The 23172-nt window shown below is 65.7% G+C and carries 18 protein-coding genes; 14 read left to right on the top strand and 4 right to left on the bottom strand.

All coding sequences use genetic code 11. The annotated features are described in order from the left end of the window. Positions 1-8: 8 nt before the first annotated feature. The gene (locus XI04_RS33935; protein WP_271610216.1) at positions 9-1421 is read right to left on the bottom strand and encodes an FAD-binding oxidoreductase; all 1413 of its coding nucleotides are present in this window, start codon (positions 1419-1421) and stop codon (positions 9-11) included. Positions 1422-1599: 178 nt separating this feature from the next. Here XI04_RS33935 and XI04_RS33930 point away from each other — a divergent pair, with 178 nt between their 5' ends. The 14 genes from XI04_RS33930 (at position 1600) to XI04_RS33865 (ending at position 20538) form a co-directional block, all read left to right on the top strand. Further along, a complete protein-coding gene (locus XI04_RS33930; RefSeq protein WP_271610215.1) occupies positions 1600-2484 on the top strand; it encodes a dihydrodipicolinate synthase family protein in 885 nt (294 codons plus the stop codon). Positions 2485-2696: 212 nt separating this feature from the next. Then, positions 2697-5021, top strand: a complete 2325-nt coding sequence (locus XI04_RS33925; protein ID WP_271610214.1) for a TonB-dependent siderophore receptor — start codon at positions 2697-2699, stop codon at positions 5019-5021. A gap of 2 nt (positions 5022-5023) precedes the next feature. Beyond that, positions 5024-6202 (top strand): PepSY-associated TM helix domain-containing protein, encoded by a 1179-nt coding sequence (locus tag XI04_RS33920; RefSeq protein ID WP_271611427.1) that lies wholly within the window; start codon positions 5024-5026, stop codon positions 6200-6202. Positions 6203-6271: 69 nt separating this feature from the next. Next, entirely contained in the window at positions 6272-7504 is a 1233-nt protein-coding gene (locus XI04_RS33915; RefSeq protein WP_271610213.1) for a rhodanese-like domain-containing protein, read from the top strand. A 285-nt stretch (positions 7505-7789) separates the two neighbouring features. Beyond that, a complete protein-coding gene (gene serA / locus XI04_RS33910) occupies positions 7790-9034 on the top strand; it encodes a phosphoglycerate dehydrogenase (protein WP_271610212.1) in 1245 nt (414 codons plus the stop codon). A 221-nt stretch (positions 9035-9255) separates the two neighbouring features. After that, positions 9256-10275, top strand: coding sequence for a patatin-like phospholipase family protein (locus tag XI04_RS33905; protein WP_028140786.1), 1020 nt, complete (start codon positions 9256-9258; stop codon positions 10273-10275). Between the two features lie 3 nt (positions 10276-10278). Beyond that, positions 10279-11733, top strand: a complete 1455-nt coding sequence (locus XI04_RS33900; RefSeq protein ID WP_271610211.1) for a GntP family permease — start codon at positions 10279-10281, stop codon at positions 11731-11733. Positions 11734-11829: 96 nt separating this feature from the next. Continuing rightward, the gene (locus XI04_RS33895; protein ID WP_271610210.1) at positions 11830-13491 is read left to right on the top strand and encodes a tannase/feruloyl esterase family alpha/beta hydrolase; all 1662 of its coding nucleotides are present in this window, start codon (positions 11830-11832) and stop codon (positions 13489-13491) included. Between the two features lie 48 nt (positions 13492-13539). Beyond that, entirely contained in the window at positions 13540-14028 is a 489-nt protein-coding gene (locus XI04_RS33890) for a MarR family winged helix-turn-helix transcriptional regulator (RefSeq protein ID WP_271610209.1), read from the top strand. Positions 14029-14032: 4 nt separating this feature from the next. Beyond that, positions 14033-14803, top strand: coding sequence for an enoyl-CoA hydratase (locus tag XI04_RS33885; RefSeq protein WP_152102293.1), 771 nt, complete (start codon positions 14033-14035; stop codon positions 14801-14803). Positions 14804-14926: 123 nt separating this feature from the next. Next, positions 14927-17008 carry a methyl-accepting chemotaxis protein gene (locus tag XI04_RS33880; RefSeq protein WP_212475063.1) on the top strand — a complete coding sequence of 694 codons (2082 nt, stop codon included), beginning with the start codon at positions 14927-14929 and terminating at the stop codon, positions 17006-17008. Positions 17009-17137: 129 nt separating this feature from the next. Continuing rightward, the gene (locus XI04_RS33875; RefSeq protein WP_028140780.1) at positions 17138-18076 is read left to right on the top strand and encodes a dihydrodipicolinate synthase family protein; all 939 of its coding nucleotides are present in this window, start codon (positions 17138-17140) and stop codon (positions 18074-18076) included. A gap of 384 nt (positions 18077-18460) precedes the next feature. Further along, on the top strand, positions 18461-19861 hold the full coding sequence (locus XI04_RS33870; protein WP_038950652.1) for a selenium-binding protein SBP56-related protein: 1401 nt from the start codon (positions 18461-18463) through the stop codon (positions 19859-19861). An 83-nt stretch (positions 19862-19944) separates the two neighbouring features. Next, positions 19945-20538: a hypothetical protein gene (locus XI04_RS33865; RefSeq protein ID WP_028140778.1), complete on the top strand. Its 594-nt coding sequence runs from the start codon at positions 19945-19947 to the stop codon at positions 20536-20538. Between the two features lie 3 nt (positions 20539-20541). Here XI04_RS33865 and XI04_RS33860 read toward each other — a convergent pair whose 3' ends face one another. From XI04_RS33860 to XI04_RS33850, 3 genes are read right to left on the bottom strand one after another with little or no spacing between them, the layout of a single operon-like run. Beyond that, positions 20542-21240, bottom strand: coding sequence for a DUF1045 domain-containing protein (locus tag XI04_RS33860; protein ID WP_038950654.1), 699 nt, complete (start codon positions 21238-21240; stop codon positions 20542-20544). Between the two features lie 18 nt (positions 21241-21258). After that, positions 21259-22452 carry an alpha-D-ribose 1-methylphosphonate 5-triphosphate diphosphatase gene (locus XI04_RS33855; RefSeq protein ID WP_271610208.1) on the bottom strand — a complete coding sequence of 398 codons (1194 nt, stop codon included), beginning with the start codon at positions 22450-22452 and terminating at the stop codon, positions 21259-21261. Continuing rightward, positions 22449-23120 (bottom strand): transferase hexapeptide repeat family protein, encoded by a 672-nt coding sequence (locus XI04_RS33850; protein WP_028140775.1) that lies wholly within the window; start codon positions 23118-23120, stop codon positions 22449-22451. Before XI04_RS33850 ends, XI04_RS33855 begins: the two co-directional genes overlap by 4 nt. Between the last annotated feature and the right edge of the window lie 52 nt (positions 23121-23172).

Below are 23172 nucleotides of genomic sequence, written 5' to 3'. Positions count from 1 at the left end.
TGCGTTTCTCAGACCACCTTGCCGGGATTGAGCAGATGATCGGGATCGAGCGCCGCTTTCAGCGTCCGCATCAGCGCGATCTCGGCCTCGCTCCTGGCATGGCCCAGCCATTTCTTCTTCAGCGTGCCGATGCCGTGCTCGGCCGAGATGCTGCCGCCCATCTCGCGAACGAGACCGTAGATGATCGTGTCCATCTCTTCCTTCGGCTGCTGCTCGACGGAGAGGCCGGTGACCCATGAGACCAGGTGCAGATTGCCGTCGCCGATATGGCCGTAATAGACGCTCTCGCATCCCTCGATGCCGGAAGCGAGCGCCGCCTTGCAGCGCGTGACGAACTCGTCCATTCGCGCCACCGCAAGGCCGATGTCGTAGGAGATGTGCGGGCCCAGCACCTGGCCGAATTCGGCGCAGATGTCGCGCACGCGCCAGAAGCTCTGCGTCTGCGCCAGCGATTGCGCCACCGCGGCATCGGCCAGCAGCCCGCGTTCCATCAGCTCTTCGAGCCAGGCCTGGAAGCGCGGCGCGTCCAGGCTCTCGTCGGTGCCTTGCGCCTCGACCAGCACGTAGAGGCCGTGACCTGCGGCGACCGGCGGCTTCACGCCGGCGCGAGTCGTGATCACGTCCCAATAGTCCGGCCACATCACCTCGAACGCCGACAGCAGCGGCCCGAGCCCGCTGCGCGCCGCAGCGAGCAGCGCGATCACCGCGGCATAGTCCTTCAGCGCGCAGAGCGCGGCCATGGTCGAGCGCGGCTTCGGGAACAGCCGCAGCACCACGCGGGTGATGATGCCGAGCGTGCCTTCCGAGCCGATGAACAGATGCTTGAGATCGTAGCCGGCATTGTTCTTCATCAGCTTGTTGAGGCCAGTGATGATGGTGCCGTCGGGCAGCACGACTTCGAGACCGAGCACAAGCTCGCGCGTCATGCCGTAGCGGATCACGCGGTTGCCGCCGGCATTGGTCGAGAGATTGCCGCCGATGGCGCAGGAGCCGCGCGAGCCGAGGTCGAGCGGAAAGAAGAAGCCGGCTTCGTCCGCCGCCTTCTGGATCGTCTCCAGCGGCGTGCCCGCCTTCACCGTCATCGTCGCGGAAGCGCGGTCGATCTCCTCGATGCCGCTCATGCGCTCGAGCGAGATCGCGACCCAGCCGGCTTCGGGCGAGGCGCCTCGGCACAGCCCGGTCAGCCCGCCCTGCGGCACGAACGGCAGCTGCGCCTGCCGGCAGGTCGCAATCGCATCGGCCACGCCTTGCGCATCGACGGGACGGATCACCGCAAGCGGCGTCTGCGGCAGGCTGGCGCTCCAGTCGTTGCAGTTGCGCGCCGGCACGTCGGTGCCGATCAGGACGCCGGCTGCGCCAAGCTTGTCGCGAAGTGCGCCGAGCAATTGGTCGGGCCGCTTCACCGGGGTCACCATGTTCATGCGAGACCTCCCTAAATCTGGCTGCGCCCATGCGAGCCGTGACGGGGGAAAATATTTGCGTCTTTCTTGTATGTAAGGTACAAGACAGAAAGTAAAGCAAAAACAAGCTCGGAAGCCCCTTGGAGACCATTGGGAGATCAGAGGCTTGATCCGAGATCGCAGCTGAGAGGGCGGTGTGATGACAGAGGCAATTCGCGGGTTCTGGGTGGCATCGGCGACGCCGCTGGCGGCCGACGGCAGCGTGGACGCCGCCAAGCTTGCGGCTCACGCCAAGCAGCTGTTCGGCAAGGGTGTCGACGGCGTCGTGCTGTTCGGCACCACCGGCGAAGGCACCTCGTTCAATGTCACCGAGCGCGTTGCGACCATCGAAGCCGTGCTCAAGGCCGGTGTTGCGCCGGAACGCATCGGCATCGGTGGTGGCTTTCCCGCCATCACCGACAGTATCGCACTCTCGCGCGCGGCGCTCGGCCTCGGCCTGCGCCACGTGCTGGTGCTGCCGCCTTACTTCGACCGCAGCGTCGCGCCTGAAGGCATCGAGGATGCCTTTGCCGCGATCATCGACGGCGTCGCCGACGATCGGCTGCGTGCTTATCTCTATCACATCCCGCAGATGTCGGGCGTTGCTATCCCCACCGCCGTCGCCGCGAGCCTGCGCAAGCGTTACGGCAAGGTGATTGCCGGCCTGAAGGACTCCAGCGGTGACTTCAAGCAGTTCCAGGCATTCCGTGCGGCGGCTCCCGAGCTCGCCATCACCGTCGGCAATGAAGCCGATATCACCCGCGCGATCGCCGCCGGCGGCGCCGGCACCATCTGCGGCATGGCCAATGTCGTGCCCGAGCTGGTCAAGGGCATGGTCGAGGGCAAGGATGTCGAGGCGCGCATGCAGGCTGCGATCGAAATCGTGCTGAAGACGCCCTCGTTCACCGCGACGCTGAAAGCGATCCTGTCGGCACAGACCGGCGATGCGGCCTGGCAGCGCGTGCGCCCGCCGCTCCGCGCCTCGTCCGACGGCCCCGCGTTCAAGCGGAAGCTCGACGAGTTGACGGCTCCTGCCATCGCCTGAGACCGCACAAAATCGTGATACGCCGCCGCGAATTCGCGCGCTGCGTGTCGCGGCCGGCACGACGGCAATCGAAGATTGCCGTTCGATGCTGCTCCGTCCTTAGAACGATTCAACACTAGAGCGATTCAACTCTGCCTGCGGTTCTCTTCAATCGCTGCGGCTGTTAGACGCGCCAGCTTCAAGGCTACGTCTGACCGGGAAGTGAATCGAACGTGCGTGCTCATCTGGATGGCCAGCGCATCTGCGGCCATCGAACTCATGCCGGCAAGAGCCGTGCGGGTCTTCTCATCGGAGCGGCCGTGCTGCTCGCCGAATGCCCCTCCAACACGACGACCGCGCAGGCGCAATCGGCACTGCCGCCGGTGACGGTGGAGGCGCCGGCGCAGCGGCCGAAGCCGGTGCGGGGATCGGATCAGACGTCACGCCGCACGCAGGCCGCCGCGCGCCAGCGCAATCGTAACTCCGCGCCCGCCGCACCGACGCTCTCGGAGCGCGCGGCTGCGGAAGCCGCCGCGCAGCAGGCCGCAAAGCTCGGCTACCGCGCGATGCCGAGCGCGACGACGCTGCGCAGCGGCGCCTCGCCACTCGACACCTCTCAGTCCGTCAACGTCGTGCCCGAGCAGGTGTTGAAGGACCAACTGCCGCGCAACATCGACGACGCGCTGATCAATATCAGCGGCATCACCCAGACCAACACGCTTGCCGGCACCCAGGATGCCGTGATCCGCCGTGGCTTCGGCGACAATCGCGACGGCTCGATCATGCGCAACGGCATGCCGCTGGTGCAGGGCCGCAGCCTCAATGCCGCCGTCGAAAGCGTCGAGGTGCTGAAGGGACCGGCCTCGCTGCTCTATGGCATCATGGACCCCGGCGGCATCGTCAACACCATCAGCAAGCGTCCGGAACTCTATCAGCACGGTTCGATCACGCTGCTCGGCTCGGCCTATAGCTCGTCCAAGAGAGGCGCCGACGGCACGCTCGACATCACGGGCCCGATCGGCGACGGCGGTCTCGCCTATCGCTTCGTCGGCTACGGCGTCAGCGAGGATTACTGGCGTAATTTCGGCCGGCACAGGGAAATGCTGGTGAACCCGTCGCTGGCCTGGTACGGCGACACCACGACGGTTCAGCTCACCTATGAGCACCGTGAGTTCATCACTCCGTTCGACCGCGGCACGTCCTTCGTCAAGGGGGCGCCGCTGGCAATCCCGGCGACGCGCCGTCTCGACGAGCCCTTCAACAATATGTGGGGCACCTCCGACCTGGTGCAGGCTTCGGTCGAGCAGAAGCTCGACGACAATTGGAAGGTCACCGCGGCTTACAGCTACAACACCGAGACCTTCAGCGCCAATCAGCTCCGCATCACAGGCGTCAACGCCGCGACCGGCGTCGAGACCCGCAGCAACGATGGCACCCGTAACTCGCTGAGCAATGCCAGTTACGGCACCTCGTTTCTGCAGGGCGACGTCTGGGTCGGCGGCTTCCGCAACGAGATCCTGTTCGGAGGCGAGGCGCTCTATCGCACGATCGATCGCCACGATCTGATCCGCCAGGCGACGCCAAGCTTCAATTTCTACAACCCGGTCTACGGGCTGGTCGTGCCGGGCACGACCGTTTCGGCAACCGACAGCGAGCAGACCGACAAGCTCGGCACCCGCGGCTTCTTTGCTCAGGACACCTTCCATCTGACCAACTGGCTGTCCGTGGTTGGGGGCGTGCGCTGGATGGAATACGAGCAACTCGCAGGAAAGGGCCGGCCAGTTTTCGTCACGAACACCAATCTCGCAGGCGACAAGGTGTTGCCGCTCGGCGGCGTCATCGTCAAGCTGAACGACCAGCTCTCCTATTACGTGAGCTATACGCAGTCGCTGAAGCCGACCTCGACCATCGCGGCTTTCACCACCGGCTTCGTCGTCGACTCCACCATTGCGCCCGAAGAGGGAACGCAGTGGGAGACCGGGCTGAAGTTCGATGTCAACAAGCGGCTGTCGGGCACCCTGGCGGTCTACGACATCGAAAAGAAGAACGTGCTGGTGCTCGATGACATCGGCAACGGCAAGTCGGCGGCGCGCACCTCCGGAGCGGCCCGGTCGCGCGGCGTCGAATTGGACGTGACCGGCAAGCTGACCGACCACTGGAGCATGATTGGAAGTTACGGCTATACCGATGCGCGCCTGATCAATGATCCCGTCGTCGGCAACGCAAAATTGCTGAATGTCGCGATGAACACGGCCTCACTCTATCTCGTCTACGATTTCGGTGTCGCGCTCGCCGGACATCTGCGACTCGGCGGCGGCGCGCGCTATGTCGGTGACCGGCCGGGCGACGCCGCCAACACGTTCTTCATGCCGGCCTATACCGTCGCGGACATCTTTGCGACCTACGACACGAAGGTCGATAATCTGCCCGTGACCTATCAGTTCAACGTCAAGAACCTGTTCGACAAGGTCTACTATACATCCACCACCGGTAACGCCCTGAACGTCGCGATCGGCGATGCGCGGCGCGTCTCGCTGTCGGCCACAGTGAAGTTCTAGCCATGGCCGCGCGGCTCGGACACACCATCAAGGCGGTCCTGTTCCAGGTCCATTCCATCGCGGGCCTGGGCCTTGCTCTGCTGGTGTCCCTGATCGCGCTGACCGGCGCGATCATGAGTTTCGAGGACGAGATCGTCGATCATCTCAACGCCGGCATCATGCAGGTCGCGCCGCGTCAGGCGCCGGCGCTGATGCCTGATGTGCTGGTTGCCCGGCTGAAGGCCTCGCAGGACCTCGGCAAGGTCGCCGCCGTCACACTGTCGAGCGATCCATCTGCGGCGGTTCATGTCCGCTTTGCCCGTGACCACCGGGGCGACCGGCCGACTTCGCTCTATGTCGATCCCTATGACGCCCGTGTGCTCGGCTCGCCGCGCGGCGAAGCGTTTTTCGCGACCGTGCGCCGGCTGCATCGCTGGCTGCTCATTCCCGGCGACGGCAAGGGCTGGGGACGTCCGATCACCGGCACGGTCGCGCTCGGCCTGATCCTCATGCTGGTCTCGGGCCTCGTGCTGCGCTGGCCGCGTCGTGCAGGCAGCGTGAAGATGTGGCTGAAGCCGAATCTTGGGCTCGGTGGCCGCGCTCTGCACCGGTCGTTGCATACCGTGATCGGCACCTGGGTCCTTCCGGTCTATCTGACGATGACGCTCACCGGCCTGTATTTCTCATTCGAATGGTACAAGGACGGCGTGACCTGGCTGCTCGCGCGTCCGCACGTCACGGCAGTGAAAATGCCCGCAAAGCTGCCGCGTGCGGCCAACTCCGAACCGGCGCCGCCAATCGGATTTGATCAGGCCTGGATGACGTTCCAGCGTGAGGAGGGCGACCGATTCTCCAGGGTCTTGCTGACGCTGCCTGCGCAGGGTACGACGTTGCGCATCCGGTCGTGGGGGAAAGCCTCGTTGCTGGAAACCACGCGCGACGAATTCCGCATCGACGCCGTCACCGGGCAGTTGGTCTCAGCGGAGCGCTTTGCTGACAAGACGTTCGGCGAAAAGAGCATCGCGGCCATCTACGACATCCATCGCGGCGAGATCCTGGGCTGGCCGGGCAAGCTCGCATTCATGATTGCCGCGATGTCGATGCCGTTATTCGCGGTCACCGGCATCCTGCTCTATCTGTCGCGCCGCAAGCTGCGCCGTCCGGCACAGCAGCCGCTCGGGCGACTCGTTCCCGGCGAGTGAGCCGACGAGGCTAGCCAACGCGCTTCTAATCGGTCAAAAGCTCATGGCCCTCTTCTCAAGGTCCGCGCCATGAAGCTTCCGACCGTCACCCCCGCCGATATCCGCCGCGCACTGCTGCTGCGCGAAGAAATCGCGCTGCTCGATCTCAGATACGAGGCAGGCTTTGCGACGGGGCATCCCCTGTTCGCGGCCAACATGGCCGTGGATCGGATCGCGATCGAGGCCGAGGTGCGGCTGCCGCGCAAGGACGTGGCGATCGTGCTTTTCGATGACGGCGAGGGGCTGGTCGCGGCCGGCGCCGAACGCCTCTTCGCGCTCGGATATACCCATATCAGCGCGCTCGACGGCGGGCTGAAGGCCTGGCGTGCAGCGGGCTATGAGGTTTTCGAGGACGTCAATTCCTATTCGAAGGCGTTCGGCGAACTGGTCGAGGCGCGACGGCACACGCCGTCGTTCAGCGCCGACGAGGTGGCAAAACTCATCGCGGACAAGGCCAACATCGCCATCCTCGACGTCCGCCGCTTCGACGAATATGCGACGATGAACATTCCGGGCTCGGTCAGCGTGCCCGGCGCGGAGCTGGTGCTGCGGGCGGCGCAGGCCGCGCCCGATCCTGAAACCACCATCATCGTCAATTGCGCCGGCCGTACCCGCTCGATCATCGGCACCCAGTCGCTGATCAATGCCGGCGTGCCCAACAAGGTGCGGGCGCTGCGCAACGGCACCATCGGCTGGACGCTGGCGCGGCACACGCTTGGCCACGGCGCCGACAGGCGCGGCGCGATCGGCTCGTTCGAGGGCGGTCCGGCCAATGCGCGCGACGTCGCCTATCGCGCCGGTGTTCGCCATATCGGCGCAAGCGAGATGGCTGCACTCGTCGCGCAAACGGACCGCACCCTCTACCGTTTCGACGTGCGCGATGCCGAGGAATATGCGGCAGGTCACCTTGCGGGCTTCCGCCATTATCCCGGCGGCCAGCTGGTCCAGGAGACCGACATGGCCGCGCCCGTGCGTGGCGCGCGCATTCTCCTGACCGACGACAAGGGTGTCCGCGCCGATATGACCGCATCATGGCTCGCCCAGATGGGTTGGGAGGTTTATGTGCTGGAAGGAGGCTATGATGGCGCGCTCGAGATCGGCCCGCCGCGCGTGCTGCCCAAGCCCGATCCGGCCCACCGTTACCGCCGGCCCTATGAAGGCACCGACGTCGCGCAAGCCGCGATGCAGGCCTATCTCGATTGGGAATATGGGCTGGTCGAGCAACTCCGCCGTGACGGCACGCACGGATTTTATGTGATTTGACGGTGTTATCCGTCACCCTGAGGCGCTCGCCTCTTCGGCGAGCCTCGAAGGGCGACGGCCCGGCTCCCTCCGCGCGGCTGTATCGGGGCCGTCCATCCTTCGAAGCTCCCCGTGCGGTGCTTGGCACCGCACGTCTCGCACCTCAGGATGACAGGACGGCCGCCGCGGCCCGGCGCTGTAAACGTCTACCTCCCCGCCATTTTCTCCCCGTATCCGACCCCTATTGTGCCGCGCACCGTCCGCGGTCTATGAGCTGCGACAAAGCTCATCATCTATGGAGACACCATGCCAGCCCCAGGCCAAAGCCCTGAGCGGAGTGCCAAGGCCCTGCTGCTCGAAGGCGTCAACGACAGCGCTGTCGACCTTTTCAAGGGCGCGGGCTTCACCAATGTCGAGCGGCTGACCAAGGCGCTGGACGGTGACGATCTGCGGCGCGCGCTCCAGGGCGTGTCGCTGCTCGGCATCCGCTCGCGCACCCAGATCACCGATGACGTGCTCGCGGCCGCCGACCAGCTTCTCGCGGTCGGCTGCTTCAGCGTCGGCACCAACCAGGTCGATCTTGCGGCGGCGCGCAAGCGCGGCATTCCCGTCTTCAACGCGCCGTTCTCCAACACGCGCAGCGTCGCCGAGCTCGTGATCGGCGAGATCGTGATGCTGCTGCGGCGGATCTTTCCGCGCTCGGTGTCGGCGCATGACGGCGGCTGGGATAAATCGGCGACCGGCAGCCGCGAGGTGCGCGGCCGCACGCTCGGCATCGTCGGCTACGGCAACATCGGCTCGCAGCTGTCGACGCTGGCCGAAGCCATCGGCATGCGCGTGATCTATTTCGACCGCACCGACAAGCTCCGCCACGGCAACACCGAGCCGGTCGAGAGGCTGGAGGAGCTGCTGGCGCAGAGCGACGTCGTCAGCCTGCACGTGCCGGAGACGCCGGAAACCGCGGGCATGATCGGCGAGAAGGAGCTACGGACGATGAAACCCGGCTCGTTCCTCATCAACAACAGCCGCGGCACCGTGGTCGATCTCGACGCGCTCGCTCGCTCTTTGCGCGACGGTCATCTCGCCGGCGCGGCCGTCGACGTGTTTCCGGTCGAGCCGTCGTCGAATTCTGATCGCTTCAAAAGCCCCATACAGGGCCTCGAGAACGTCATCCTCACCCCGCATATCGGCGGTTCGACCGAAGAGGCGCAGGAGCGCATCGGCGGCGAAGTCGCGCGCAAGCTGGTCGACTATTTCATCACGGGCTCGACCATGGGCGCGGTGAACTTTCCGGAAGTGCAGCTGCATCTGCGTCCCTCCGGCGCGCGCTTCAGTCATGTCCATCGCAACGTGCCCGGCATGCTGCGCCGGCTCAACGAGGTCTTCCTCCAGCGCGACATCAACATCGCCGCGCAATATCTGGAGACCGCCGGCGATCTCGGTTACGTCGTGCTCGATGCCGATCTGGCGGGGCAGGATTCCGCGGCGCTGCTCCAGCAGATCCGCGCCCTCGACGGCACGGTCGGCGCGCGGCTGGTGTTCGAGCACTAAAGCATGATCCGGAAAAGTGCGCAGCGGTTTTCCGAAAAGATCATGCTTAAACAACGACCTAAAGCGCGATGACGATTCATCCTCATCGCATCGCGCTTTAGACGGCGCGGGGCCCACGTTCCGGTTGCATTTCTCCGCCAAGGCTCTCTAAACTACGCCATCGACTTCGACGCCCACGTACAAGTCGCGTCGAATTGAGCTTCAGTTGCGTGAGTGCCGCGATGGAACCGGACAGCGTACTGATTGATCTCGCGCTTCAAGGCGGCGGTTCGCATGGCGCCTTCACCTGGGGCGTGCTCGATCGCCTGCTGGAAGAGAAGCGGCTTACGATCGCCGCGATCTCCGGGACGTCTGCGGGCGCGATGAACGCAGCGGTGCTGGCGGATGGGTGGACGGCCGGTGGGGCCGAGGGTGCGCGTGACGCGCTCGAACGATACTGGCGCCGCGTTTCGAAGGCGGCGGCCTTCAGCCCGCTCCAGCGCTCGCCGCTCGACCGGCTGATGGGGCGCTGGACGCTCGATACGTCGCCGGCCTACATCCTGACCGACCTGATGTCGCGGGTGCTCTCCCCCTACGACCTCAATCCGACCGGCTACAATCCGCTGCATGCGGTGCTGGCTGAGAGCATCGATTTCGAGCGCCTCGCGCGCTCGCCGATCAAGCTGTTCATCACTGCGACGCGGGTGCGCACTGGGCGAGGACGCATCTTCCGCAACGCGGAGATCACGGTTGACGTGTTGCTCGCGTCGGCCTGCCTGCCAACCATGTTCCGCGCGATCGAGATCGACGGCGAACCGTATTGGGATGGCGGCTATGCCGGCAACCCGACCATCACACCGCTCATTCGCGAAAGCGACGCGCACGACACCATCCTGGTGCAGATCAATCCGACTGAAAAGCCGGAAGAGCCGCGGACGGCTGCGGAGATACTCAATCGGCTGAACGAGATTTCGTTCAACTCGCCGCTGATGAAGGAGTTGCGTATGATCGCGTTGCTGCGTCAGGCGGCCGACCCGGGAAGCGGCGAGGGCGCGCGCTGGGCGAAGATGCGGACCCACCGCGTCAAGAGCGACATGCTGGCGAAGTTCGGCGCCTCGTCCAAGCTCAACGCCGAATGGGAGTTCGTCTCGATGCTGCACGGCGAAGGACGTCAGGCGGCCGAAACCTTCCTCGACGAGCACGGCCCGGATATCGGTCGGCGCTCGACCGCCGATCTCGACATCCTGCTGTCGGAGTGCTGAGAGGTGGGGCTTCTCGGCATTCTCGTCGGGCTTGGCCTTCTCGTCCTATTCGCCTTTCGCGGCTGGAGCGTTCTTCTGCTGGCGCCGTTCGCCGCGCTCGTCGCGGCGCTGTTCGGCGGCGAGCCGCTGCTTGCGAACCTGACGCAGATCTTCATGGTGAATGCTGCTGCATTCCTGGCGCAGTTCTTCCCGATCTTCCTGCTTGGCGCCGTATTCGGGAAACTGATGGACGACAGCGGGGCGGTCGCGTCGGTTGCCACCTTCATGGCGAGACGTCTTGGCGAGCGCCGCGTGATCCTGGCGGTCGTGCTCGCCGGTGCGATGGTCACCTATGGCGGCGTCAGCCTGTTCGTCGCGTTCTTCGTGATCGTCCCCATGGCCCGCTCGCTGTTTCGTGCCGCCGCGATTCCGCGGCGATTGATTCCGGCCGCGATCGTGCTGGGCACATCGACCTTCACGATGTCGGCCTTGCCGGGCACGCCATCGATCCAGAACGCGATCCCGATGCCGTTCTTCGGAACGACGCCGTTTGCCGCACCCGGACTCGGCATCATCGCCTCCCTGATCATGGCTGGCGCGGGATTGTGGTGGCTGCGCCGCGCTGAAGCCGCGGCCCGCCGTGCGGGGGAAGGCTATGGCGAGGACATGGAGGGTGCGGCCGAACGTGCCGTCGACGACGAACTGGTCCGCGAATACGCGACCACCGCGCGAGAGTTCGATCCGGCCGAGATCCGGCATGGACGGCGCGGTGAACCTTCGGCTCCGGTGGTGAGTGCCATCCTGCCGCTGGCCGTCGTCGTGGCCGTCAATCTCGTGATGTCGCTGCTGGTGTTGCCGCGGCTCGATGTCTCGTATCTGAGCGAGCAGCGCTTCGGCGGTACATCGTTGGCGGCGGTCGCTGGTGTGTGGTCGGTCAGCACCGCCCTGGGCGCTGCCATCGTCACGACCATCCTTCTCAATTGGGCCCGGCTTCCCTCTCTGCGGCAGACCATGGACGCCGGTGCCAATGCATCGGTTCTGCCGGCGCTCAGCGTCGCCAGCCTCGTCGGATTCGGCGCGGTCATCGCGGCGCTGCCGGCTTTCGAAACGGTGCGAGACTGGGTGCTTGCGATCGAAGGTGGCCCGTTGGTTTCGCTCGCGGTTGCGACCAATATTCTGGCCGCGCTGACCGGCTCGGCATCCGGCGGCTTGACGATCGCGCTCGACGCGCTCGGCCAGACCTATGTCGAGATCGCCGCGCGCAGCGGCATCGACCTTGCGCTGATGCATCGCGTCGCGGTGATCGGTTCGGGGACGCTGGACATCCTGCCGCACAACGGTGCGGTGGTCAGCCTGCTCGCGATCTGCGGCCTGACCCATCGCGACAGCTATCTCGACATTGTGATGGTGGGCATCGTGACGTCGCTATTGGCGCTGGTGGCCGTGATCGCCTTGGGGAGCGCGCTCGGATCATTCTGATGAGCGGCTCGGCGTGAGCGATTGACGGGAGGACGAAGGTTGCATTGAATGCGGCCAGCCGTCGACGCAACAAATCGAGAAAGCCGGGTGGAAACGATGACGCGAAAGAAAGCGAAGCTGTGTGCGTTGCTTGTAAGCTCGATGGCGACACTGGGTGCGTGCACGGCGTCGGCGGCAACGCTGGCAGAGGACGCCGATGCGGTCTGCAAGGGTCTCGTCGGCGCTGCCGATGCCGTGAAGATCGATTCCGCGACCTTGCAGGCGCCCTCGCCGATCGCCGTCGCCGACCGCGGACCGACGCCGTCCGGGCGCATCACGCCGGCCAATCCCGGCTTCTGCAAGGTGCTCGGCCATATCGACCCTGCCGATCCCAAGGCCCCGCCGATCAAATTCCAGGTCAACCTTCCCGTCGAATGGAACGGCCGCTCGCTGCAGTATGGCGGCGGTGGTTTCAACGGTGTGCTGATCACCGGCCTTGCGCTGCCGCCGGCCTATCCGTTCGACAAGCCGTCGCCGCTGGCGCGCGGTTTTGTTACCTACGGCACCGATTCGGGCCACGAGACCAGGCAAGGCGAGCCGCCGCAGGTCTTTGCACTGAATGACGAAGCCTTCGTGAATTTTGCTCACCGCGCCTACAAGAAGGTGCGCGATGCGGCCGTTGGGCTGATGGAGCGCGCCTACGGCAAGAAGCCGGACAAGATGTATTTCATGGGTTCGTCCGAGGGCGGCCGCGAAGGCCTGACCATGGCGCAGCGCTACCCCGACGATTTCGACGGCATCTTCGCACGCGTGCCCGTGATCAACTGGGTCGGCCTGCAGCACGCCGGCACGCGCTCGGGTCTCGTCACCATGGGGGCGGGCTGGATCAATCCGGCGCAGGTCAAGCTCGTCGGCGAGGCCGTGCGGGCGGCCTGTGACAAGGCCGACGGCTCCGACGATGCGCTGGTGCAGGACCCCGTCGCCTGCAAGGCGGCATTCAAGGTCGAGACGCTGCGCTGTGAGGCCGGAAAGAGCGGCGATCAGTGCCTGACCGATGCGCAGATCAAGGCGATCGATACCTTGTACGGGACCTACAAATTCCCGTTCGCGCTCGCCAACGGTCTCGACGACTATCCCGGCTGGGGCGTGTCGGGCGAGGACACGCCGGCGATAGGTCCGACCGGCGGTTGGGTGGCGTGGTGGCTCGGCACCGCGCCGCCGGCGCAACCGCCCGCGCCCAACAACGGCATCGCCTGGATCTACGGCGCCGGCGGCATTCAATATGTCTTTGCGCGCGACCCCAAGCTCGATGTCACCACCTATAAGGTGGAGGAGCACAAGGCGCGGCTGCTCGAGGTCTCGAGCCTGATGGACTCGACCGATCCCGATCTCAGCCGCTTCCGCGCCCGCGGCGGCCGTCTGATCATGCTCGAGCACATGGCCGACTACGCGCAGAGCCCCTATGCCGGCATCCGCTATTTCGAGAGCGTCGAGCGCAAGCTCGGCAAGGGCGAAACCGCGGAGTTCGCGCGGCTCTACACCGCACCCGGCGTCGACCATGTCGGCTCCGGCGCACCGGCGAACGTCGACATGTTGAGCGTGCTGGTCGACTGGGTCGAGAAGGGCAAGGCGCCCGCCGATCTCGAAGTTGCCGAGCAGAAGGTCGAGGCGCCCTCATTCGCAACATTGCGCGCGCTGCCGCTGTGCCGCTGGCCGGCCTGGCCGCACTACAAGACGGGTGCGGTGACGGAGGCGGCGAGCTTCACCTGCGCGCCGTAACGAGGTGGCCCGTTTGACAACAAGCTTGCGTCCGGCTATCTATTTCGCATGCGAAATAAACCGACCGACGGGCGGCATCATCGACTGATCTACCTGCTGAGCGTCGCGCAACGCCGCTTGCAGCGCTGGATGGCGGCGCGGCCGGAGAACGAGGTGACGCCGGCGCAGGCGGGGCTGTTGTTCATCCTCGGCAAGCAGGACGGCGTCCTGATGGGCGAGGCGGGCGCAGCGCTCGACATGGGGCCGGCCGGCATTTCCGGCCTCGTCGACCGCACGGAGGCGGCGAAATTGATCGAGCGGCGGGCCGATCGCGAGGACGGCCGCGCCTGGCGCATCTGGCTGACGCTGAAGGGGCGGACCGCGTTGGCGCAAGCAAAGGCAGGCGCGGCAGAGGTCAACGCCGCGCTGACGGACGGATTCACGGCTGCGGAGATCGACATCGTCGCGCGCTGGCTGACCAGCATTCAGGACAAGTTTCCAAGACCTTCAGAAACAAGACCTTCCGAAACAAGACCTTCAGACGAATCCAGGGAGTAGAGCAATGACCGAGCACGTCCGGATCGAGAACAATGGCGGAATTCTCACCCTCACGCTGGCGCGCCCCGACAAGAAGAACGCGCTGACCGATGCGATGTACGGCATGCTCGCCGATGCCATCGAATCCGCCGAGTTCGATCCGTCGGCCCGCGTGATCCTGATCCGCGGCGAGGGCGACATGTTCACCGCCGGCAACGACGTCGGCGAATTCGCCGCGGTCGCAGCCGGCAAGTCCGAAGGCAGCCGTAACGTCGTGCGCTTCATCCAGTCGCTGGCCCGCTGCACCCGGCCGCTGGTCGCCGCCGTGCAGGGCCGCGCCGTCGGCGTCGGCACCACGATGCTGCTGCATTGCGATCTCGTCGTGCTCGCCGACAACGCGCAATTGTCGACGCCCTTCGTCAGCCTCGCATTGGTGCCGGAGGCCGCATCGAGCCTGCTGATGCCGGCGCGTATCGGCCATGCCCGTGCCTACGAGATGTTCGCGCTGGGCGAGACCGTGCCGGCGAAGGCCGCGCTGGAATGGGGCCTCGCCAACCGGGTGGTGCCGCTCGACAAGCTCGATGCCGAGGCGCTTGCGCTGGCGCAGCGTCTTGCCCGCCAGCCGGCCGGCGCGCTGACCGCCACAAAGAAGCTGATGCGCAACGGCGAGGCGCTGGTCGCGCAGATGCAGGCCGAAGGCGAGCAGTTCGCGCAGCGCCTGCGCACCGCCGAGGCGCGCGAGGCGTTTACGGCCTTTGCCGAGCGCCGTCCGCCGGATTTCACCAAGGTCGCGTGAGGGGATGCGGCCAGCCCAGGAGGCGCGGCCGCGCACAACCGCAGGTATTTGATTAAAGTCTTAACCAAACCTTGGCATGTCGCGATGCAAGGTGGCCGCTCGTGAAGAGTAGGCCCCCGACCCATGGCAATGTTTAAGAAATCGGTAAGCTCGCTTCTCCTGACGCTGATGGCCCTGCTGGCCGTCGGCGCGCTGGCCTCGACGGCGTTCCAGATGGCGGGGGCCTTGGGCCGCTACAGCGAGAGTCTCGAGACGGAACGTCTCGCGAATGCCGACAAGGCGATCTTCCACGGCGTGCTCGCGCTGCGTAACAATCGCGGCGATGCTCAGAGCGCGCTGCTTGGCGAGGACGATCCGCGCGCCAAGCTCGGTGCTGCCGAGAAGGCCGAGCAGGCCGGCCATGATTCCATCGTCGCGGCGCTCTCGACCGTCGACTTTGCCCGCCGCGACGAACTCGCAAGCACGCTGAAGCAGCGCTGGAGCGAGGCCGCCCCGAAATTCCAGCTGTTCTACGACGAGGCCAAGCTGCCGCGTGCCGAACGCAAGATGGAACGCACCGCACCCTGGTACGATGCCGTCACCAAGGTGATCGATACCGCCAACCTGGCGTCCACCGCGGTGTCGAACCGCGCCTGGATGAACGACCCCTTCATCGCACGCATGATCCAGGCCCGCCGCCTTGCCTGGCAGGTGCGCGACCGTTACGGCATCCAGTGCTCGACGCTGCGCCCGAACGTCAATGCCAGCAAGCCGCTCGACGAGACCCAGAAGCAGACCGTGGCGAGCTGGAACGGCATCGTTACCGCCGGCTGGACCGGGATGGAGGAGCTGCTGGCTGCGCCCGACGTGACGGCCGACCTCGTCAATGCGGCGAAGGAGGCGCGGGCCAAGACCGACGGCGTGCTCAAGCAGATCGGCGATCTCACCCGGAATTTCGACGGCAGCGGCAAGCCGGCGATGCCCGCCGCGGAATGGAACGCGCTGTGCCAGTCGCCCTTCGCGCCCATCGTCGCAGTCGCCAACAAGGCCCTCGACCAGTCGATCGCTCGTGCCGAGATGGTTCAGGCGAAAGCCCTCACCAACCTCATCGTCCAATCGCTCGCGTTTCTGCTCGCGCTTGCCGTGACGCTGACCGGTGTGTTCGTGGTGCGCAATCGCCTGATGCGCCCGGTGCGCGCCATTCTCGACGCCATCGCCCGCATCAGCGCGCGCGACTACGCGACGCCGGTGCCGCAATCCCGGCATCCCGACGAATTCGGCACCATGGCCGCGGCGCTCGAAAGCCTGCGCGAGAGCGCGGCGACCGCAGAGCGCCTGGGCCGGGAGCGCGAATCGCAGCAGGCCTTGCAACTGGCCCGCTCCGGCACCGTCGACGAGGCCTGCCGCAGTTTCGACGACACCGTGCAGGCGGTGATTCATAGCGTTGTGGCCTCGACGCGGGAGCTCGATGCCACCGCAACCGGCGTGCGCTCGCTGGTGTCGGAATCGAGCAGCCAGACCGCCGCGGTCTCCTCCGCCGCCGAGCAGGCCACCAATAATCTGGAGACCATCGCGGCGGCGACCGAGGAACTCTCCGCATCGGTCGGCGAGATCTCCGCGCAGGTGCAGTCGAGTGCGCGAGAGGCTCGCGAAGCCGTGTCGCAGGCCGAGCAGACCAATGCGACGGTCGAGATCCTCGACCAGACCGCAAGCCGCATCGGCGAGGTCGTGAAGATGATCAACGCCATCGCCGGCCAGACCAACCTTCTGGCCTTGAACGCCACCATCGAAGCCGCGCGCGCCGGCGAAGCGGGCCGGGGCTTTGCCGTGGTCGCGGGCGAGGTCAAGAACCTCGCCGCACAGACGGCGACGGCGACGGAAGAGATCTCGCGTCAGGTCGAGGAGATCCAGGGCGCCACCGGCCAGGCCGTGACCGCGATCCGCGCCATCGGCGGCGCCATCAGCGGCATTGACGAGAAGATGACGGCGATCGCCGCCGCCGTCGAGCAGCAGCGCGCGGCCACCACCGAGATCTCGCGCAACTTCCAGCAGGCCGCTCAGGGCACGCGGGAAGTCACCGACACCATCGGCAGCGTCGCCAGGCTCAATCAGGAGACCGGCAACGCCGGCACGGTCTTGTCGGAATCCGTCAAGAAGATGTCGGCCGACGCCGACCGCCTCCGCGTCGCGGTCGAGGGCTTTTTGGGCGCGGTCAAGACCGCGTAGTTTCGCTTCAGTTTCTCCATCTGACGTCGCGCGTTCGGCATTGCCGCAGGTCCCTCCGGCGGCTACATCTGTGCCGCCGCGTCACCTATGCGGCGCCAGACGTAAGACAGATCAGGGATGGAGAGTTCGATGCCGGTCACCCCACACAAGGCCCAGCGCCCCTATCGCGGCGTGTTCCCGGTCGCGCCCACCATCTTCGATGAGCGCGGCGAGCTCGACCTCGAGGGCCAGCGCCGCTGCATCGATTTCATGATCGATGCCGGCTCGAACGGCCTCTGCATCCTCGCCAATTTCTCCGAGCAGTTCGTGCTCACTGATGCCGAGCGGGAAACCGTGATGCATGCGGTGCTGGAGCATGTCGCGGGCCGGGTTCCCGTGATCGTCACCACCACGCATTTCAGCTCGGCCGTCTGCGCCGCGCGCAGCCAGCAGGCCGAAGCCGCCGGCGCCGCGATGGTGATGGTGATGCCGCCCTATCATGGCGCGACCTTCCGCGTCCCTGAGAAGGGCATTGTCGAATTCTTCAAGGTGCTCTCCGGCGCCATCACCATTCCGATCATGATCCAGGATGCGCCGGTCGCGGGCACGCCGCTGTCGGTCGAGCTGCTGGCGCGGCTGGCGCGCGACTTCGCCAACATCCGCTATTTCAAGATCGAGGTGCCGGGCGCGGCCTCAAAGCTCCGCAGCCTGATCGAGGCGGGCGGCAAGGACATCGAGGGCCCCTGGGACGGCGAGGAGGCGATCACGCTGCTCGCCGATCTCGACGCCGGCGCCACCGGCGCGATGACCGGCGGCGGCTATCCCGACGGCATCCGCCAGATCGTCGATCCCTATTTCGCCGGGAAGCGCGAGGAAGCGAAGGCCGCCTACGAGCGCTGGCTGCCGCTGATCAACTACGAGAACCGCCAATGCGGCCTGATCGCCTGCAAGGCGATGATGCAGGCCGGCGGCGTGATCAAGTCGGACGCGGTGCGCCACCCCTTGCAGCCGCTGCATCCGGCCACGCGCGCGGGCCTGCTGGAACTCGCCAAGGAGCGCGACGCGCTGGCGCTGCGGTGGGGGAAGTAGCGGTACCAAACACTCAGTGTCGTCCCGGACAAGCGCGCCTCAAGCGCGCGTAGATCCGGGACCCATAGCCACAGAGAGAAGTGTGGCGAAGACTCGGAGTTGGCAGCTCGCTTGATAACCACTCCCTGGGATTATGGGTCCCCGCGTTCGCGGGGACGACATCGAGTGTGAGGCCCGCCCTCCAGCCTCACTCGCCAGCTTCCCCAGTTGGCTGAAGGCGTCGAATTAGCGCGGTTCGGCCGTTTCCCGCAGCCCGGCGATGAAGTAGGGTACGTTCGCCAACCAGGCCCCGCGGAGCATCTCGAGACATCGTGTAACACCTCTTCATAATGCCGTTATCCCGAGCCAGGTTGGCGCGAACCGACAGAACAGGGAGGCAGTGCCATGACGATGAGGCCGGATCCCACATTTCACGCATCGCCCAGGCTTGCGATGGAAGCACCTGCGGAGAACTTCGCCTACACGTTGCTGCTCAGTCCGGATTTCTCGAAGCCGGATGCTCTCGCGGTCATCGACGTCAAGCCGGGATCGCCGACCTACAGCCAGATCGTCCACACCGTGACGATGCCCAACAAGGGTGATGAGTTTCACCACTTCGGCTGGAATGCCTGCTCCTCCGCTCTGTCGCCGCTCGCCGGACATGCCTTCATCGAGCGGCGCTATCTCATCATCCCCGGAATCCGTTCGTCGCGGATCTACATCATCGATACCAAGCCAGATCCGACCAAAGCCAAGATCCACAAGATCATCGAGCCCGAGGAAATCTTCAAGAAGACCGGCTATTCGCGGCCGCACACCATCCATTGCGGGCCGGACGGCATTTACGTGAGCACGCTGGGTGGTGGCGGTAAGGACGGCACCAACGGGCCACCAGGCGTCTTCATCATGGATTGCGAGACGTTCGAGGTCCTCGGACGATGGGAGATCGACCGCGGTCCGCAGGCGCTGCATTATGACTTCTGGTGGAATCTGCCGCGCGATTACATGGTGACGAGCGAATGGGCCTTGCCGCCGCAGTTCGAGAACGGGATCGTCCCGGAGGATCTGCTGGCGAATAAATATGGCCATCGTCTCCACTTCTGGGATCTTCGCGCCCGGCGCAACGTGCAGACCATCGACCTTGGCGCCAATCATCAGATGGCGCTCGAGGTGCGGCCTGCGCACGATCCGGTTCGCGAATACGGCTTCGTGGGCGTCGTGGTCGACACCACCAATCTCGAAGCATCGATCTGGACCTGGTGGCGCGAAGGCGGGAAATTCCACGCCGAGAAGACGGCAACGATCCCGCCCGAACCCGCGCCAAAGGAGAATCTCCCGCCGCTGCTGCAGGGATTTGGCGCCGTGCCGCCGCTCGTGACCGACATCGACCTGTCGATGGATGACCGGTTTCTCTATGTGTCGTGCTGGGGCACCGGTGAAATGCGCCAGTACGACGTCACCGATCCCAGAAAGCCGAAGCTTGCGGGCTCCGTCCACATCGGCGGCATCGCACGCCGTACAGCGCATCCGAATGGCAAGTCCTTTGCGGCCGGCCCGCAAATGGTCGAGATCAGCCGCGACGGCAGGCGCGTGTACTGGACCAATTCGCTCTATTCCACCTGGGACGACCAGTTCTATCCCGATGGGGTTCCGGGCGTGGAGGTGATGGCCAATGTCGGTCGCAACGGCGGCCTCGAGCTCGACAAGGACTATTTCGTGAGCTTCCCGGACGGCTATCGTGCGCACCAGATCAGGCTGGAGGGCGGCGATTGTTCGACGGACTCCTTTTGCTACCCGTCGGTCTAGATGGTGGGCACGCGAGCCCGGCGCTTGGCTGGCTGTGGCTCGCCCTTGTCGCGAGCGGCCTCTATCACGGAGTCAATCCGGGGATGGGATGGCCGCTTGCCGTTTCGGCCGGGCTCATGGACAAGAGCCCGCGCGCGCTCTTTCGTGCGTTGTGGGCCCTGTCGGCCGGGCATCTCCTGGCAACATTTCTCGTGCTGCTGCCATTCGCGTTCCTGCTCGTGCTGGCCGAGTGGCAGCGTTCGATCCAGATTGGCGCGAGCCTTCTCGTCATCGGCTTCGGCGTTTATCGGCTGATCGCGCGGCGTCATCCCCGCGCGCTGGCACGAATTCCGCCGACGCAATTGGCGCTCTGGTCATTTGCCGTCGCCATCGCTCACGGCGCCGCCTTGATGCTCGTGCCGATCTATCTCGGGCTCTGCCAGGCCTTCGAATTCGATGCCGGCCATGAAGCGGCGGGCGCGCTGATGAAGACAAGTCTGGGGATGGCGGTGCTGGTGTCCCTGGTGCATGTTGCCGCCATGGTCGGCGCCGGCGGATGTCTGGCGTGGCTGGTCTACCGCCATCTTGGATTGAGGTTCGTCTCGCGAAGCTGGTTCAATCTGGATGCAGTCTGGGCGGCCAGCCTCGTTCTGGTTGGCGCGGTGGCGCTCGCCTTGAATCTTGCGAGCTGGCGCTGAGGTCTATCGCGCCAGAGGCCACTCGTCGACGATGTGGAATCTTGCCGCCGCATCATCCTGCCGAAATAGCGCGATGCGGTCGATCGCCAGCGTATCGAGACCGAGCGTCGCAAACCGCGGCCTCAGCATCTCCAGGATCGGTCCGCGGCGCTCGGCATCCAGCCGCCCCGTCAGCGTCATGTGGAAGCGGAATTCTTCCATCACGTAAGGGTAGCCCCAACGGTCGAGATAGTCGCGCTGCCGCTCGCTGAGTTTCTCGGGTTTGCGCCGCGCCCGATCGCCCGCCGACAGCGCGGCGCGAAACGAGTCGAATTCGCGGACGCAATCGGCGGCGAGCTGCTGGAGCGCCTCGACCGGCTCGGCCGGAATGACGGCGATGAAGCCGCTGATGGCATCGACCACGGGCCGGATCACGGCAAGCGGCCGCGATTTGCCGGCGAATGCGGCGCAGGCGGCCATCAGTTCCGCTTCGGTCCTGTCTGATACGAGCGCCATCGGCGCCTTCAGCGTGGCGTGAAAGCCGTATTTGCGTGGATCGGCGCTGACGTCGCGCCAGTCCGGCGCGACATGCAGCGCATCACGCGGGAACGGCAATTCGTTGCCGGTGTAGGCATCGTAGCCGAGCAACTCGGCGCCGAAGCGGGACAGCGCGCTGTCACTGCCGGCGGCAAAATAGATCGCGTAGCGGGGAAAACCTGTCATCGCCTCAGCATAACCAATTTAGGCCGCGACGACAGCCTCGCGGGGCGTCGCCACAGCAGTGAGCAGCCGCGTCGCATCGGTGAGATGGACGAGCTTTCCGCCTGCGATCACCGCGATCAGCCGCGGCCGCAGCTTCACGCTGTCGTCGACCAACAGAATGTCGGCGCGGCGGCCTTCGGCGAGCACGCCGCGATCGGCAAGGCCGGTGGCGCGCGCCGGGCCGGCGGAGACCAGATTCCAGGCTTCCGTCAGCGGCAGCACGCCATCGGCGGCGAGGCGGAACGCGGCGAGCAGCTGCGCGGGATAATAATAGTCCGACGCCAGCACCGAGCAGAGCCCCTTGGCGATCATGTCGGAGGCCTTCGTCCAGCCTGTGTGGCTGCCGCCGCGCACGACGTTCGGCGCGCCGTAGACGATGGCATCGCCGTGGCTTGCTGCCGCCCGTGCCGTCTCCTCGTTGATCGGAAACTCCGCGATGTCAGCGCCGAGCTCGCGAAACTCCTGGCGCATCGCCGGCGTCGCATCGTCGTGCGAGAGCATCCGCACCTCGGCTGCGCGCGCCACAGCGGCCAGCCGCGCAACCGAAGCCGGCACTTCGTCGGCGCGCGAGACCACGCGTTCGACCAGCCGGTCGAATTCCTCAGCTGACAGCCCGGTGCGCTCCACCATGCGGTTGCGCTTGCGCGGCTTGGCCATGTCGGCGACCGTGCCGTCCATGTGGTCGTTGAAAGCGAACAGGTCGACCCGGCCTTCGTCGAGCCACTCGCTGATCTCGGCCTCGGCGCCGAGATTGTAGGTCTCGTGCCGCAGATGGAAGCGGGTGTCCGCGGCGAATTGCGGACGCTGCCGCTCGATGGCCTCCATCAGGCCGCGCGCGTTATCGGCGCTGCGCAGGCCCGGCTCCCACGAGCAGGTGGTGGCGTGAAAGACGGTGGTGATGCCGTTGCTGATCGCCTGGCGATCGCTGTCGGCGAGCGCGACGTCGATCGGGAAGTCGACACCGGCGCGCGGCATCATCTGCCGCTCGAAGGCATCGCCATGCAGATCGACGATGCCGGGCAGCACCAGCAGGTTGCGTGAATCGATTATCAGCCGCGCCCGGCCCCGTGAGGCATCGACCTGCGCGATGTCCTGTCCCGACACCGCCAATGACGTTTCGACGAGTTCGGCGCCGATCAGGGCCCGGCCGCCTTCAAGGAAAATGTCTGTCACGCGACCGCGTTTCGTTTGCTGGTAAGGGATCTGGTCAGGGGAGCCGCCCCTGCTTCGTATGTCGCAAGAAAATCTTCAATCCCGAGCTTGCGGAAATCGGGCAGCGCTTCACGCAACTTGTCGTGATCCCAGTCCCACCAGGCGAGCCGCGCGAGCCTTCCGGCGATCTCCTCGGAGAAACGCCGCCGCACGATGCGGGCCGGATTGCCGGCGACGATGGCGTAGGCCGGCACGTCCTTGGTGACGATGGCGCCGGCCGCGATCACCGCGCCGGTGCCGATGTTGCGGCCCGGCAGCACGATCGCGCCGTGGCCGATCCAGACATCGTGGCCGATATGGACGTGATGCTGGCGCCGCCAGTCGAAGAATTCGGCGTCGTCGCTCTCGCCTTCGAAGTAGGCGCTCGAGCGATAGGTGAAATGCGCCTGGGTCGCGCGGTGCATCGGATGATTGCCGGGATTGATGCGCGTCATGGCCGCGATCGAGCAGAACTTTCCGATGGTGGTGTAGGTGATCTGGGAATCGTTCACGACATAGGAGTAATCGCCCATCGCCACTTCATGCAGGATGGTGCGCGCGCCGACCTCGGTATAGGCGCCGAGCCTGGTCTCATGCAGCTTGGCCGAGGGATCGATGGTCGGCTGGACCGAAAGAGTTTTGGCGGCCATGTTGCATCCGGAAGTGCGAGGGCGGGCGTTCCTCTTCGAGCGGCTTGATGAC

Origin of the sequence: Bradyrhizobium sp. CCBAU 11430, from assembly GCF_028128855.1 — a bacterium.
Lineage (GTDB): Bacteria > Pseudomonadota > Alphaproteobacteria > Rhizobiales > Xanthobacteraceae > Bradyrhizobium > Bradyrhizobium ottawaense.
This window is presented reverse-complemented; position numbering and strand designations above follow the sequence as displayed.

Excerpts from the sequence above, each read along its gene's own strand:
- XI04_RS33935 (WP_271610216.1), bottom strand. The coding sequence starts at position 1,421 with ATGAACATGGTGACCCCGGTGAAGCGGCCCGACCAATTGCTCGGCGCA.
- XI04_RS33930 (WP_271610215.1), top strand. The coding sequence starts at position 1,600 with ATGACAGAGGCAATTCGCGGGTTCTGGGTGGCATCGGCGACGCCGCTG.
- XI04_RS33920 (WP_271611427.1), top strand. The coding sequence starts at position 5,024 with ATGGCCGCGCGGCTCGGACACACCATCAAGGCGGTCCTGTTCCAGGTC.
- XI04_RS33915 (WP_271610213.1), top strand. The coding sequence starts at position 6,272 with ATGAAGCTTCCGACCGTCACCCCCGCCGATATCCGCCGCGCACTGCTG.
- serA (WP_271610212.1), top strand. The coding sequence starts at position 7,790 with ATGCCAGCCCCAGGCCAAAGCCCTGAGCGGAGTGCCAAGGCCCTGCTG.
- XI04_RS33905 (WP_028140786.1), top strand. The coding sequence starts at position 9,256 with ATGGAACCGGACAGCGTACTGATTGATCTCGCGCTTCAAGGCGGCGGT.
- XI04_RS33895 (WP_271610210.1), top strand. The coding sequence starts at position 11,830 with ATGACGCGAAAGAAAGCGAAGCTGTGTGCGTTGCTTGTAAGCTCGATG.
- XI04_RS33890 (WP_271610209.1), top strand. The coding sequence starts at position 13,540 with ATGCGAAATAAACCGACCGACGGGCGGCATCATCGACTGATCTACCTG.
- XI04_RS33885 (WP_152102293.1), top strand. The coding sequence starts at position 14,033 with ATGACCGAGCACGTCCGGATCGAGAACAATGGCGGAATTCTCACCCTC.
- XI04_RS33880 (WP_212475063.1), top strand. The coding sequence starts at position 14,927 with ATGGCAATGTTTAAGAAATCGGTAAGCTCGCTTCTCCTGACGCTGATG.
- XI04_RS33875 (WP_028140780.1), top strand. The coding sequence starts at position 17,138 with ATGCCGGTCACCCCACACAAGGCCCAGCGCCCCTATCGCGGCGTGTTC.
- XI04_RS33870 (WP_038950652.1), top strand. The coding sequence starts at position 18,461 with ATGACGATGAGGCCGGATCCCACATTTCACGCATCGCCCAGGCTTGCG.
- XI04_RS33865 (WP_028140778.1), top strand. The coding sequence starts at position 19,945 with ATGGGATGGCCGCTTGCCGTTTCGGCCGGGCTCATGGACAAGAGCCCG.
- XI04_RS33860 (WP_038950654.1), bottom strand. The coding sequence starts at position 21,240 with ATGACAGGTTTTCCCCGCTACGCGATCTATTTTGCCGCCGGCAGTGAC.
- XI04_RS33850 (WP_028140775.1), bottom strand. The coding sequence starts at position 23,120 with ATGGCCGCCAAAACTCTTTCGGTCCAGCCGACCATCGATCCCTCGGCC.